The sequence below is a fragment of the Bradyrhizobium sp. genome (assembly GCF_016462955.1).
Classification (GTDB): domain Bacteria; phylum Pseudomonadota; class Alphaproteobacteria; order Rhizobiales; family Xanthobacteraceae; genus Bradyrhizobium.
The window spans coordinates 2079-16063 of record NZ_JAEMSD010000109.1; the positions used below are offsets into that span (position 1 = coordinate 2079).

The 13985-nt window shown below is 63.5% G+C and carries 12 protein-coding genes and 1 pseudogene; 12 read left to right on the plus strand and 1 reads right to left on the minus strand.

Features of this window, described 5'->3' with window-relative positions:
• The 12 genes from JHD07_RS14040 to JHD07_RS14095 all read left to right on the plus strand — a co-directional run.
• On the plus strand, nucleotides 1-262 hold a 262-nt coding region (locus JHD07_RS14040), incomplete at its 5' end, for an SAF domain-containing protein (protein WP_291623083.1).
• A complete protein-coding gene (locus JHD07_RS14045; RefSeq protein ID WP_291623085.1) occupies nucleotides 259-1257 on the plus strand; it encodes a methionyl-tRNA formyltransferase in 999 nt (332 codons plus the stop codon). The genes JHD07_RS14040 and JHD07_RS14045, both read left to right, overlap by 4 nt.
• Nucleotides 1258-1339: 82 nt before the next feature.
• On the plus strand, nucleotides 1340-2386 hold the full coding sequence (locus JHD07_RS14050) for a nucleotidyltransferase family protein (protein ID WP_291623087.1): 1047 nt from the start codon (nucleotides 1340-1342) through the stop codon (nucleotides 2384-2386).
• Nucleotides 2383-3291, plus strand: coding sequence for a Gfo/Idh/MocA family oxidoreductase (locus JHD07_RS14055; protein WP_291623088.1), 909 nt, complete (start codon nucleotides 2383-2385; stop codon nucleotides 3289-3291). The genes JHD07_RS14050 and JHD07_RS14055 overlap by 4 nt, the downstream gene beginning before the upstream one ends.
• Nucleotides 3288-4004 (plus strand): acylneuraminate cytidylyltransferase family protein, encoded by a 717-nt coding sequence (locus tag JHD07_RS14060; RefSeq protein ID WP_291623089.1) that lies wholly within the window; start codon nucleotides 3288-3290, stop codon nucleotides 4002-4004. The genes JHD07_RS14055 and JHD07_RS14060 overlap by 4 nt, the downstream gene beginning before the upstream one ends.
• Nucleotides 4001-4822: an SDR family oxidoreductase gene (locus JHD07_RS14065; RefSeq protein ID WP_291623091.1), complete on the plus strand. Its 822-nt coding sequence runs from the start codon at nucleotides 4001-4003 to the stop codon at nucleotides 4820-4822. The genes JHD07_RS14060 and JHD07_RS14065 overlap by 4 nt, the downstream gene beginning before the upstream one ends.
• Before the next feature lie 10 nt (nucleotides 4823-4832).
• Nucleotides 4833-6356, plus strand: a complete 1524-nt coding sequence (locus JHD07_RS14070; RefSeq protein ID WP_291623093.1) for a hypothetical protein — start codon at nucleotides 4833-4835, stop codon at nucleotides 6354-6356.
• A complete protein-coding gene (locus JHD07_RS14075) occupies nucleotides 6357-7247 on the plus strand; it encodes a class I SAM-dependent methyltransferase (protein ID WP_291623095.1) in 891 nt (296 codons plus the stop codon).
• Nucleotides 7244-8176 (plus strand): hypothetical protein, encoded by a 933-nt coding sequence (locus tag JHD07_RS14080; protein WP_291623097.1) that lies wholly within the window; start codon nucleotides 7244-7246, stop codon nucleotides 8174-8176. The genes JHD07_RS14075 and JHD07_RS14080 overlap by 4 nt, the downstream gene beginning before the upstream one ends.
• 22 nt (nucleotides 8177-8198) lie before the next feature.
• Nucleotides 8199-9587, plus strand: a complete 1389-nt coding sequence (locus JHD07_RS14085; protein ID WP_291623098.1) for a surface carbohydrate biosynthesis protein — start codon at nucleotides 8199-8201, stop codon at nucleotides 9585-9587.
• Between the two features lie 4 nt (nucleotides 9588-9591).
• Nucleotides 9592-10995: a capsule biosynthesis protein gene (locus tag JHD07_RS14090; RefSeq protein ID WP_291623099.1), complete on the plus strand. Its 1404-nt coding sequence runs from the start codon at nucleotides 9592-9594 to the stop codon at nucleotides 10993-10995.
• Nucleotides 10996-11006: 11 nt separating this feature from the next.
• Nucleotides 11007-11756, plus strand: a complete 750-nt coding sequence (locus JHD07_RS14095) for a glycosyltransferase family 2 protein (protein WP_291623100.1) — start codon at nucleotides 11007-11009, stop codon at nucleotides 11754-11756.
• A gap of 162 nt (nucleotides 11757-11918) precedes the next feature.
• Here the strand turns inward: JHD07_RS14095 and JHD07_RS14100 are convergent.
• A pseudogene (locus JHD07_RS14100) lies at nucleotides 11919-13985 on the minus strand (hypothetical protein); the annotation flags it as partial.

Here is a 13985-nt window from a genome sequence, read left to right on the forward strand (position 1 = left end):
TTTCAAGCGCATGGTCGCCGCGATCCGCCGGATCGAGCAGGCGCGCGGCGACGGCATCAAGACGCCCAGGAATTCCGAGATCAAGAACATCGACATCGCCCGCAAGAGCATCGTTGCCGCACGAGCGTTGAAGGCCGGCGAGGTGCTTGCGCCCGCGGATCTCACCTGCAAGCGGCCCGGCTCCGGCCGGCCGCCGATCGAATACTGGTCGCTGATCGGCACGGCGGTCACCCGCCCCTACGACGAGGAAGACCATCTATGAGGATCGGCTATTTCGGGGACGGCGTCTGGGCACAACGCGCCTTCGCCCGGCTGATCGATGATTCTCGTTACACCATCGCTTTCGTCGCCGTACGCAGCTCCCGGCCCGATTCGATCCTTGTTGCTCTCGCGGAGTCAAAAGGCATTCCCGTGCTGAATCCTGCGACCGTCAATTCGCCGGAGAGCCTTGCCGAGATCGCGGCCTTCGCGGCCGAGCTTCACGTCTCGATGTCTTATGACCAGATTCTTCGCGAAGCCATTCTGGCGCTGCCGCCGCGTGGCACCCTCAATTGTCATGCCGGCGCGCTGCCGTTCTATCGCGGCCGCAATCCGCTGACCTGGGCGCTGATCAACGGCGAAGAAGAGTTCGGCATCACGGTTCACTGGGTCGATCTCGGCATCGACACCGGCGACATCGTCCGACAGATCAAGGTGCCGATCTCCGCGACCGACACCTATGCAACGCTGCTGAAGACCGCGGAGACGCTTTGCGCCGATACGCTCGTCGAAGCTGTCTCCGATGTCTATGACGGCACAGACAAGCGTGTCGTGCAATCCACGATCGATCCGGTCGGCCTTTATTGCTGCCGGCGCAGGGAAGGCGACGAGGAAATCGACTGGAAATCCGGCAGCGTCGCGCTGGAGCGCTTCGTCCGCGCGTTGGTGCCCCCCGGCCCAGGCGCACGCACGATCTGGAAAGAGCGCTCCTACGCCATTCTCGCGGCCGAGCTGGTGCCGGGCGCGCGGCCCTATATCGGCATTCCCGGCGAAGTGATCGGCAGTGACAGTCTGGGCATCCTGGTCAAGACTGGCGACAGCCTCATTCGGATCACACGCTGGGCCGCGATCGGAACCGAAGGCGCCCTCGGCGCCCCGCTCGTTCCCGCAGTTGCGCGCGGCAGCCGGCTTGGCCGAGACCTCCCGGCCGCGCTGGCCCAGGCCGAGGCGAGATTGGCGGCTCTGGAGGCGAAACCAGGGCGAGCCCGCGGGGATTGACGTCCACGTCATCAGCCGCGATATAGCTGCTTTCTGATCGGGTGAGCGCCGTGGCGCGCAGCCTCCGGCGAGGTCCAGCACCATGAAATCCTGGCAAAAGGCCGTCGTTGGGATCGAGGCCACCGTGAGCGAGGCCATTGCCGCGATTGAAAGCGGCGGCATCCAGATCACACTGGTGCTCGACGACGGCAGGCTGACCGGCATCGTCACCGACGGCGACATCAGGCGCGGGCTGTTGCGCGGTATTCCTCTGAGCGGGCGCGCGATAGAGGTGATGAATCCGGACCCGGTGTCGGCTTCAGTTGCGCTGCCTCGCGATGAGCGGCTGCGCCTGATGCGACAGAAATCGATCAAGCAGCTTCCGCTGATCGATGCGAGTGGCAAGGTCATCGAGGTCGAAACGTTCGACGAACTGCTCGAATCGCCGCAATACGAGAATCCCGTGCTGATTATGGCCGGCGGCCTGGGCGAACGCTTGGGCGCGCTTACCCGCGAGATGCCGAAGCCGATGCTTCACGTCGGCGGTCGCCCGCTGCTCGAGACCATCGTGCGCAACTTCGTGCAGCAGGGATTTCGGAACATCTTCATCTCCGTGAACTACAAGGCCGAGTTGATCCAGCATCATTTCGGTGATGGCACTACTTTCGGCGCGTCCATTCGTTACATCCACGAGACGGAGCGTCTCGGCACCGCAGGCGCGCTCGGCCTGTTTCCCTCGACGCCAGATCTGCCGCTCGTCGTGACCAATGGCGATATCCTGACCACGATCAACTACGGCGCTTTGGTGGACTTCCATAACGCGACACCGGCCGAAGCAACGATGGCCGTACGCGAGCACAAGGTGCACGTGCCCTATGGCGTTGTCACCGCATCGGAAGGGTATCTTGAGGTCATCCGGGAAAAGCCAACCGAGAGCTGGTTTGTCAGCGCCGGTATCTACGTGATTGGCCCCAACGTATTCCGGCTCGTCGACCGCGGTGTCAGGGTAGACATGCCCTCGGTGCTTGAGCGCGTCGTCGCGAGCGAGGGCCGCGTCGCCGTGTATCCGATCCGAGAGTACTGGCTCGACATCGGTCGTGTCGAGGATTTCGAGCAGGCGCATGCCGAGTTTCACGAGGTCTTCCAGTGAGCGCGAGCAGGGCCATGGTCGCAGGCCTGGGTTCGATCGGAACCCGTCACGCTCGCATCCTCACGGAGCTCGGGCTTGCGGTCACGACAGTCAGCCGGCGCGGCGGCGGTGATCACCGCAGCATTGGCGAAGCGCTTTCGCGAGGTCAGGTCGACTATGTCGTTATCGCCACCGAGACGGCACGACACATCGATGCCCTGCGCGAGCTCGCACAGGCAGGATTTCGTGGAACCGTTCTGGTCGAAAAACCGCTGCTCGCAAGGCTCGAGCCGCTCCCCAACTTTCCGTTCGCGAAGCTGTTCGTCGCCTACAATCTGCGTTTCCATCCGGTGATGACTGCGCTCGCACGGCGGATCGAAGGACGCCCGGCGATTACGGTCTCCGCCTATGTCGGACAGGACATCAGGAATTGGCGGCCCGGTCGCGATCACCGCGATACCGCTTCCTCGACGGTCGCCGCCGGAGGCGGCGTGCTACGCGACCTCAGCCATGAGCTCGACTATCTTCTCTGGCTGTTCGGGCCGTGGCAACGCGTGGCCGCGCTCGGCGGTGCATCCGGCGCGCGCGACCTCGAGGTGGATGATCACCTCGCGCTGCTGGTGGAAATGGAACGGGCGCGGGTCGTGCAGGTTCATCTCGACTACCTCGACCGCCCGGGCTTGCGCCGAATCCGCATCAATCTTGCGGACGAGACGATCGAGGCCGATCTCGTCGGCGGCAACCTGATCGTCAACGGCACCGCCACGCCCTACACGAGCGAGCGTGATACCAGTTATCGCGCGATGCATCAGGCCGCTTTGAGCGGCGATGGCCCGCTTTGCTCGCTCGCCGAAGGGGTCGCCGCCATGGATCTGATCGACGCCAGCGAACGTGCGCTGAATTCGAAGAGCTGGGTTTTCGCGTGAGCCTGATCTGTACCATATGCGCACGCGGCGGCTCGAAAGGCGTCGTCGGCAAGAACAGCCGCATGCTGTTGGGACGTCCGATGCTGGCCTGGACGATCGAGCAGGCAAAGCAGACCGGCCTCTTCACGGCCATCGCATTCAGCAGCGATTCCGATGTGCTGCTCCAGGAAGCGCTGCGCTCCGGCGCCGACATCGCGGTCAAGCGCCCGGCCGAGATGGCGACCGATGCGGCGCCGAAAATCCCGGCGATCCGCCATTGTCTCGAACAGGCAATGCAGCGAACCGGACTTACGCCCGAGATCTTCGTCGATCTCGACGTCACCGCGCCGCTGCGGCTTGCCTCCGACATCACCGGCGCCGTCGCCTTGCTTCGCGACAGCGGCGCTCCAAGCGTCATCACCGGCGTACCCGCGCGCCGCTCGCCCTATTTCAACCTGGTCGAAGAGCGCAAGGACGGCACTGTAGGCCTTTCGAAGATCGCCGATCCTCCGATCGTGCGCCGACAAGACAGCCCGCGCTGCTTCGACATGAACGCCTCGATCTACGTCTGGAACGTAGCGGCCTTTCTGGACGATCCGCGCGTATTCTATCCGGACACACGCTTGTTCGAAATGCCGGAAGAGCGTTCGGTCGACATCGATTCGGAGATCGATTTCACGCTGGTGGAGCTCTTGCTCCGCAAGCGGCTGGCGCAACAAGGGACATCACCATGACCACGAGCTACAAGGCTCTGTTCGCTCTTACCGGCCGCATCGCGGCAGTCACGGGCGGCTGCGGCATTCTCGGCCGGCGTTTCGCCGAAGGGCTTGCCGAACTCGGCGCCGATGTTGCCATCATCGACCTCGACCAGGCGACCGCGGACAGCGTTGCCAGCGAGCTCGCCTCCCGACATTCCGTGCGCGCCCGAGGTTACGCCTGCGACATCACCGAGCCCCTCGCCCTCCGCAGCACGGCTGATGCGATCGAAGCCGACCTCGGACCGGTTTCAATCCTTCTCAACAACGCTGCCAGCAAGACCCGCGACGTCGATGCATTCTTCGCGCCGGTCGAGAAATTCTCACAGGAGACCTGGCGCGAGATCATGGCTGTCAACCTCGACGGCATGTTCAACGTCGCGCAGGTGTTCGGCGGCCGAATGGCTGAGCGCGGCTACGGCGCCATCGTACAGACCGCCTCGATCTACGGCCTCATGGCGCCCGACCAGCGCATCTACGAGGGCTCCGAATATCTCGGTCGCGCCATCAACACACCCGCGGTTTACACTGCGTCCAAAGCCGGCGTAATCGGCCTGACCAAACACCTGGCGACCTATTGGGCGGCGAAGGGCGTTCGCGTCAACACCCTTACCCCGGGCGGGGTAGAGAGCGGACAGAACGAGACCTTCAAGGCGCGCTATGGTGCCCGCATCCCCCTGGGCCGCATGGCCAGAGCGGACGAGATGGTCGGCGCGATGCTGTTCCTGGTGTCGGATGCAGCGTCCTACGTGACCGGCCAGAACATCGCCGTCGATGGCGGCCTGAGCGCGTGGTGACAAAGAACAAATGATCAAGCGCCTGGTCCAGAACACGGTGATTTCGGCGCTTTCCTTCGGCGTCGCCGCCTTGCTGGGCTTGGCGGTCATTCCACTTATCATTCAAACCTGGGGAGTGGCCGAATTCGGCCTGATCGTCATTTCGCGGCTGCTGCTGCCGAGCGGCATGATGGCCGTGCTGGACCTTGGGCTGTCCGAGGTCGCGACCCAGGTCGTCGCGCGCGCGCGCGAGCACCGCAATTGGACGCAGGCCAGCCGCCAGATCGCATTCTTGGGAGCGATCTCCATTGCGCTCACCCTGATCCTGAGCGCCGCCATCTGGCTCGCGACCCCGCTTCTCGTCATCTTGATGAAGGTTGATGCCGCACATCTGGAGACGTTCACCCGGATCATGCACTACACGGCCCTCGCGAACCTGATCTTCGTTCCGGCGCTGGTGTGGGAAGGCATTGTCAAGGGCTTCGAACGCTACAACCTCCTGCGCGTCGCGGAGGTCACGTCGACGGCGGCCTATGTCGCTCTGACATTTGCGGCCGCGAGGGCGGAGACAGGCTTTGAAGTGGTCGCCTACATCTATCTCGCCGCGCTGGTGGCCCGCGCCGTCGTCATAGGAATTGCGGCATTCGTCGCCCTGCGGCACAAGCAGGTGCGATTGCTGCCATGGACCCGCGAGATACGGCAGGATATCCTGCATCGTTGCGTGCTGCTCCTGCAGGGCAAGTTGATGGGCGGAGTGTCCGGCCCGCTTCAGCCGTTCCTGATCGGATTGCTGTTCGGTCCGAAGGCTGTCGGAACCTATGACGCGCTGGTCCGGTTGCCGCGGATATCGAAGATCGTGGTCAGCCTGCTGACCTCGGCCCTGCTTCCCGTTGCCAGCCGCCTCGATGAGCGCGGCAACGCGACATCATTTCAGCGCCTCGGCGATCTCGGCCTGATCATGATGCCGATGTTCGTGGTACCGCCGCTTGCCGCAAGCGCAATTCTCTCGCCCGAGATCATGAACCTCTGGATCGGTCCTCTGCTTGCACCCTACGCATTCTGGATGGGTCTGAGCTTCCTGGTTCCGATCTGCGCGCAATACGTGACGATCGGCAGCTTGATCTTCCTGACGCGGCCTGAGGTGCAGGCCCGGCTCAACAGGCTGATGGCCGTGCAGCTCCTGATCTGGGCGGCAGTCGCTGCCGCAACATTGCATCTGTTCGCGGAACGCGCCCTGATTCTCGGCCAGGTCGTTGGCGCGATCGCCATCCTGCCCTGGCAACTCAGGGAATTGCGCAACGCACTCGAGCTCGACCGGTCTCGCTTCGCGAAGGCGATCGGAACTCAACTTGCAATCCTTGTCGTGGCCAGCATTTTTCTAGCAGTAATTGCAGGTTACATTCGGTTTGACAGCGTGCTAAAGCTCGCGCTCGGTTCCATGGTCTTCTGTCTGATGACTTGGGCGCTTCAATACCTCCTGGTGCTCGAGAAGCGGCATCGGGCGGTATTTCCGGCGGTCGGGCAATTGATGGGACTCACGTCCAAAAGCACTTGAATGAGCACTCACGCGACACTCCGCAACGCTATTAACGCAGATTTCGCTCCGGCGTCCTTGCCGGACCGCGCCGCGACCTACGCGCTCGATGCGGCGAGGAGCATCGGACGGCTCGCTTTGCGTCGCGTCAAGCGCACGGCAGACGTGGTCAATTCCGAGTACAATCTTTCGCATTGGCAGCGGATGCTGTCGGCCAAGACCTGGACGACGGCCGCAAGCGTCGGTGACTTCCTGATCCCGAAGAATCCCGAGCTGGGTCTGCGCAAGGTCGACAATCGGATTTGCAGAATCGCGGCCGACGACTACTATCGCTATCGGGCTAAGGCGCTCGGCGAACTGCTGGCGCGGCACGCCGGTGGCGCCACTGAGATCGTCGAGCTGGGCGCAGGCTACGGCTACAATCTGCTGGCGCTGCACCTCAATCATCCCGACTGGACGCTGCGCGGATTCGACATTGCACCGAACGGAGTCGCCGCGGGCCGCGAGATCGCCGCGCATTACGGCTTATCGGACCGGATCTCGTTCGACAGGATCGATCTGACTGACGGCAACGACCCAAGCTACGCCGCCATCAGGGACAAGGTCGTCTTCACCTATTTCTGCATCGAGCAGATTCCCTACGACGTGCGACAGGTGGTGGACAACATCATCGCCGCACGGCCGAAGCGGGTCATCAACATCGAGCCGACGACGGAGTTGCTGGATCTCTCCAATCCGCGAGACATCGTCAGCTTCCTCTACATTCGCTCGGTCGACTACCAGACGCAGCTCTTCTCGACTCTGAACGACTACGAGCGACAGGGCCGCGTCCGCATCCTGGCACGTGAGCGGATGCCGTTCGCGCCGACAATCCACAATGATGGCTTTTTGTATTGCTGGGAGCCCACATGACAACCATCGATGCGACGCCCGATCGGCCAGCCCCGAAGAAGCAGAAGATCAACCAGTTCCGTCGCCTGTTGTGGCACATCAACCGGACCGATCTCGGCTGGGTCACCAAGGCGGCCCTGACTACACTTCAACCGGGCGCCCGGGCGAAGCGCGCCCGGCTGCTCGATCAGCTTCCTTCGAAAGCAGAATGGAGCGAGGCCAGCCGGAAGCTCGACCAAGACGGCTATGTCGACGTATCCGCGCTGATGGACCGCGGCCTGGCGGAAGCCGTAGCGGCAGTCGCGGACAGCAAGGTGAGCCGGCTCAACGAGCTCTCGGGTAAGCAGCAGCTCGGCCACAAGTCCTTCTGGGTGAGTCTCCTTGACGAGGATCTCGTCAACGGTGCATTCGCGACCGACCATCCTTTCGTGCGCTATGCACTGCAGCCGGCGGCACTGCGCATCATCGGCGATTTCATGCATGACCTGCCCCAGCTCTCCGACGTGCTGCTGACGCTGTCACAGCCGACCCCGAACCAGAATCTGAGCTATTCCCAGCTCTGGCATCTCGATCACGACGACAAGCGCGTCTGCAAGCTCTTCATCTATCTCACCGACGTCCGCGATACCGCCGACGGTCCGTTCACATTCATTCCGGCAGGCCCCTCCAGGCCGTTCCGCAATACGCTGAAGAGCCACATGAGCGATGCGCAGGTGTTCGCCAAAACCGGACCCGATGCGGTCAAGGAGATGGTTGCGCCGCGCCTGTCGTCATTCATCGTCAACACGGCCCGCTGTCTGCACATGGGAAGCCGAATCCAGTCCGACCACAGACGCCTTCTCTACACGGCGACCTATATTCAGCAGCCGCGCATCTATCCCGAGCCACCCCCCCGTTTCCGAGCCAGCGGCCCTCTGACGGACGTCGAGCGTGCCGCCATGCGCCTGTGAGCCGCTGCCGGGAGCTCACATCGTGCGCATAGGCCTGGTGGTCGATCACCCCAAGCGTGACCTGCCGGGGGCAGTCATGCTCGGTTATCAGCTGGCGCGACGCGGCGTCTCCGTCGCGCTGGTGCCGATGTACGAGCAGGCCGTAGACGTCCCACGGCTCGGACTTGATGCGCTGGTCGTCAACTACGCGCGCCCGGTCAATCTCGACCTGATGCGCAGCTTTGCCAAGGCCGGCCTCGCGCTCTACGTGCTCGATACCGAAGGCGGCGTGCTCGCCGAAAAGGGCGGCAATTCGCCGCCGGCCATGGCGGCCAACATCAAGGACAGCGGCTACGCCGACATTCTTGCGGGCTATTTCTTCTGGGGCAGCCGCCTGCACGACGCCTTTCTCGCGGCCGGCACCATGAAGCGGGAGCAGCTTCACCTAACCGGCTGCCCGCGCTTCGATTTTGCGGCCCCGCGCTGGCGCACGCTGCTCGACGGCGAGCCGCGCGGCTATCTGCTCGTCAACGCCAACTTTCCGCTGGTCAATTCCCGCTTCACCGGCAAGCCCGGCGGAGAGCGCGAAGCCATGGTGCGTTCCGGCTGGGATGGCGCCTATGTGGATCGCTTCATCACGGACCTGAAGCAGGTCTTCGCCAAATATCTCGCCGAGATCGACCGACTCGCGGCGGCGCGCCCCGACCGCAGCATCCTCGTTCGTCCGCATCCCTTCGAGAGCGAGGACGTCTATCGCAACGCACTCTCGCGCCATGCCAATGTCGTGATCGACGGCACCGGCAGCGTGCTCGATCGCATCCGCAACGCGGCAGCCGTCATCCATCTCAATTGCGGAACGGCTGTTGAATCGGTTCTGCTGGGCAAGCTCCCGCTCCAGCTCGAGTACCTGAACACGCCGACAACGGCCGGCCATGCCGGGCTTCCTGCCCGCGTGAGCCGCAAGGTCGGCTCATTCGACGAGCTGCTCGGCGCGATCGACCAGATCGAGCGGGAGACCGCGAGCTTCGATTTTGCCGGCGTTCACGCCGCCGATATCGAGGCCTTCTTCCATCTCAACGACGGACAGGCCGCCGAACGCGTTGCCGATGTCCTGACCCACGCAACGGTTTCGCGCCGACCTTTCGTCTCGCTGCTCGCGACCGTCAGGGGAACCCGCGAGAAACCGAGCTTCGGCCAGGTCATCAAGGGCACCGCCAGCGCCGCGTTGGGCTCGGCGGTCACCGAGCGGCTGCGCAGCCAGATCAATCCCGCCCGGCGCGACAAGCGGATCGCGTTGTCCATCGTCCAGCCGCTGCTGGGGCGCATCGCCGCTCACGATCAGGCATCTACGTCGCAGTTCACGGCAAGGCGGGCATATTGTGCGACGACGGGCTTGCCGCTCGCGAGCATTGCGATCGAACGGGCCTCATAGAGCCATGACGACAGCTGCAAAGACCATTCTCATCACGACGCTCGCCGAATACCAGACCCGGTTCTGGATTCCGGTCGCGCAGCGGTTGCGCGCGGCAGGCCACGAGGTCGAGCTGCTCGCCTTCGACGATCGCAGCGCAGAGATGTCGACTGCCGAAGGCGTGCCGGTCACCAACATGTATCGTGCGGGCCTCAAGGCCGGCCTTTCGCCCGACGATCGCAAGGCCTTCGATGCGCGCGTCGCTTGTTACGGGCTCGACGGGACCAATTTCCTGTTCAGCCATGAGCGCTTTACTTTCGGCATCAGGGATACCGCCGCGCTGCGCCGGCGCTTCATGGTTTATGCCAACGCCATGGAGGCGCTGCTCGACCGGTTGGAGGCTCAGGGGCGGAGTGCCGAACTGGTCCAGGAACTCGGCGGCTTCCTGTCCGTGATCGCGAGCTTCTACGCCGCAAGACGCCGGAGCATCCGCAACTGGTTCATCGAGCCGTCGTTCTTTCGCGGCCGGATGTATTTCACCCCGGACAGCTTTGCCGCGCCCGACATGATGGCAGAGCCCGCCGATGCCGTGTCGCCTGAGGTGCGCGCCTATCTCGAGGACACGCTGAAGCAGCGCGCAATCGTCATTCCCAAGAAGGATCAGCATCACTATTCGGCGGCCTTCAAGAAGGTCGCCAATTTGCGCAACGCCAATCGTCTCGTCGAGAAGCTCTGGGACCAATTCGCGCTCGGCAAGCACCAGGAGTTCGGGCACAATCTGCGCCATGCGCAGGTGCATGCGGCAATGGCGCTCAACGCGACGCGGCTGCGCAGGCTCTACCGGCCGCTGCCCGAAACTCCCTTCGTCTACTATCCGTTCCACGTCCCGGCGGACATGGCGCTGACGCTGCGCTCGCCGGACTATCTCGACCAGGTTGCGACCGTCGACTTCCTGCTGCGGACGATCCCGGATTCGCATGTTCTGGTCGTGAAGGAGCATCCAGCGCAGATCGGCGCGATCTCCGCCGCCCGCCTGTTCGAACTGGGGCGCCGGTTCGACAATTTCGTGCTGTTGCCGCCGCAGACCAACAATTACACCGTGCTCGATCGTGCGGACGCCGTGGTCTCGGTCAACAGCAAGTCGGGAGCCGAAGCGCTGCTGCTCGGCAAGCCGGTCGTGGTGATGGGCGATGCGTTCTACCGCTCCTGTCCACTGGTCTATGCCGTCGATCGTCTGGCCGATGTGCCCGCACGGTTGCGCGAAGCGCTTTCCGCGGGACCGTTCGATCCGGCCAAGGGGGCGCCCTACTTCGAGTCTGCCTGGCGGCGGTCTTATCCGGGCGAACTCTATGTCAGCGACGCAAAACTGCTCGACACGTTTGCGGCCACCCTGCGTGCCGCAATCGCCGAGCCGGCCCGCGCGAACTGAACGCACCCGTCATGCCGCTCGTGTCGATCATCACCCCATCCTGGAACGTCGAAGGTTTGATCGAGGAGACGATCCGCTCGGTACAGAGCCAGACATTCGCGGATTGGGAGCTGCTAATCGCTGACGACTGCTCGACCGACAGCACGCCGGCGATCATCGCATCCATCGGCGAGCGCGATCCCCGCGTCAAGCTGATCCGGCAGGCCAGGAACGGTGGCCCGGCGCTGGCGCGCCAGGCGGCTATCGACGCCGCGCAGGGTCGCTATCTCGCCTTCCTCGACAGCGACGATCTCTGGCTGCCCGGGAAGCTGGAGCGGCAGCTCGCCTTCGCGAAGGCGAAGCGGGCCGCGCTCAGCTACACCGCATTCCGCCGCATCAACGAGACCAGCACGGTCTCCGGGAGGCTGATCGAGGTGCCGGCCTCGCTCACCTATGGTCAACTCCTGAAGAACACCGCGATCGCGACCCTGACCGCGATGGTCGACCGCGAGATCACAGGTCCCGTCACGATGAAGAACGAGGGCTATGACGATTTCTGCCTGTGGCTGTCGATCCTCAAGCACGGGCATACGGCCTATGGGCTCAACGAGGATCTCGCTCGTTACCGCGTGAGGGGTTCCTCGGTCTCAAGCCGCCCGATGCGCTCGGCCAAATGGGTCTGGCAGATCTACCGCAATGTCGAGCACCTCTCCCTGGTCCGGTCGGCTTGGTGCTTCGGGCATTGGGGGGCGCGGGCCTGGCTGAAGCGGCGGGAGTTCTAGCCTGATCAGCAGGCGCCCGGCGCTCCCAGCCTGACGAAAGTGCGAAAACAACCCCATGCACAGTAGAGGTGCTTAAACACCTCCGTCTAAGCCATTTGATTTCTTGGTGACTTGTGACCATTGCCGACATCACTCAGAGCCCCGATGGCAGCGACCACGGCTTCAGGTCAGCAGGACGTTGAAATCGTGACCGGACAGGAGAAAGCCGGTCAGATTGTCGATTGCAGCCGTGTCGTGACTGTCCGTCGCTCCAATCCACTCCTCCAGAGCGGTCGCCGGATCGGCAGGCGCCGGAATAAAGTCCGGCGGCTCGGACGGCGCAGTCAACGATGCGCTCTGGGTGAAATCGAACGCGAAGCCGTCGCCGGATGTCGTTGCAAGCGGCGCAGCGCCCACCGCGCCGTCGCCGTTGAGATCCTGCTGCAGGATCGGCTCCAGCGCTTTCAGAGACGGATCGGACCCGAGCACTTCCGGGGCTGCGGCAAGGGTCGTCAGGAAGTTGCCGTTCGCATCCGTGCTCCAGACAGAATAATGGGCGTTCGCCGAGTTCTTCCAGACCACGTCGTAGCCACCGCCGGACACTTTCTCGGCGCCGATCACCGACCAGGTGCCCCAGTTTGCCGTGATCACGGCGGAACCTGCATACTTCAAGGTCGGCCCGGTCCCCGTCGCGATGCTCTCGAGATGATAGTTGCCGCTCGATAAAGCGACCCGCGTCGATCCGACCGCCTCGATCGTAGTGCTGACGGCAGCAGCGACGCCGATCGTACCGTCACCGTTGAGATCTTGCTGCAGCGTCGGCTCCAGCGTCATCAGGGATGGATCGGATCCCAGCATTTGAGGTGCCGAGCCCAGCGTGGTCAGGAAGTTGCCGTTGCTGTCCGTGCTCCAGACGGAATATTGCCCGCTCGCACTTTCTTTCCAGACCACATCATAGTTTCCACCCGAGACCTGCTCGGCACCGATCACGGACCAGGTGCCCCAGTTCGCTGCGATCACCGCAGAGCCTGCATACTTCAACGTCGGCCCGGTCCCCGTCGCGATGCTCTCGAGATGGTAGTAGCCGCCGTCTGAAACGACGCGCGTCGATCCCAGCGCCTCGATCGTGGTGGTGACGGCAGCGGCGACGCCGATCATGCCGTCACCGTTCAGATCCTGCTGCAGCGTCGGCTCCAGCGTCTTCAGGGACGGATCGGTTCCCAGCATTTGGGGAGCCGAACCCAGCGTGGTCAGGAAGTTGCCGTTGCTGTCCGTGCTCCACACCGAATATTGCCCGCTCGCACTTTCCTTCCAGACCACGTCATAGCTGCCGCCCGAGACCTGCTCGGCACCGATCACCGACCAGGTGCCCCAGTTCGCTGCGATCACCGCAGAGCCCGCATATTTCAAGGTCGGCCCGGTCCCCGTCGCGATGCTTTCGAGATGGTAGTTGCCGCCGGACGAAACGACGCGCGTCGCCCCCAGTGCCTCGATCGTGGTGGTGACGACGACAGGGACGCCGATCATACCGTCACCGTTCAGATCCTGCTGCAGCGTCGGCTCCAGCGTCTTCAGGGACGCGTCGGTTCCCAGCATTTGAGGAGCCGAACCCAGCGTGGTCAGGAAGTTACCGTTGCCGTCCGTGCTCCACACGGAGTATTCGCCGCTTGACCCTTCCTTCCAGACCACGTCATAGCCGCCGCCAGACACCTGCTCGGCGCCAATCACCGACCAGCTACCCCAATTGACTGCGAGCACCGCAGCGCCTGCATATTTCAGGGTCGGCCCGGTCCCCGCTGCGATGCTCTCGAGATGGTAGTTGCCGCCGGATAAAACGACCCGCGTCGATCCGAGCGACTCGATCGTGGTTGTCACCAAGCTGGAGCTTGCGAAGGTGCCATCGGCGAATTGGAGATACTCTACACCAACCGCCGTGTCGGTGCCGTCGGGCAAGCCGGAGCGTTGATCGACGATCGTGAATATCTGCGTCCCCGCGTCGTACGAAATCAGATAGTTGGCCCTGCTGCCCGAATACACCGCGGTGTCGGTGCCGGCGCCGCCATTGATGGCGTCGTTGCCCGCACCGCCCGTGATGGTGTCGTTGCCGCCGCCACCGTTCAGCGCGTTGGCGATGGCGTTGCCGAGGATCGTGTCGTTGCCGGACCCGCCGATGGCGTTGTCGATGTAGGAGCGCGCGTCGCCATTGTAGAGATAGGCGTTGTAGACGTTGCCCGATGCGTAATGGCCGTT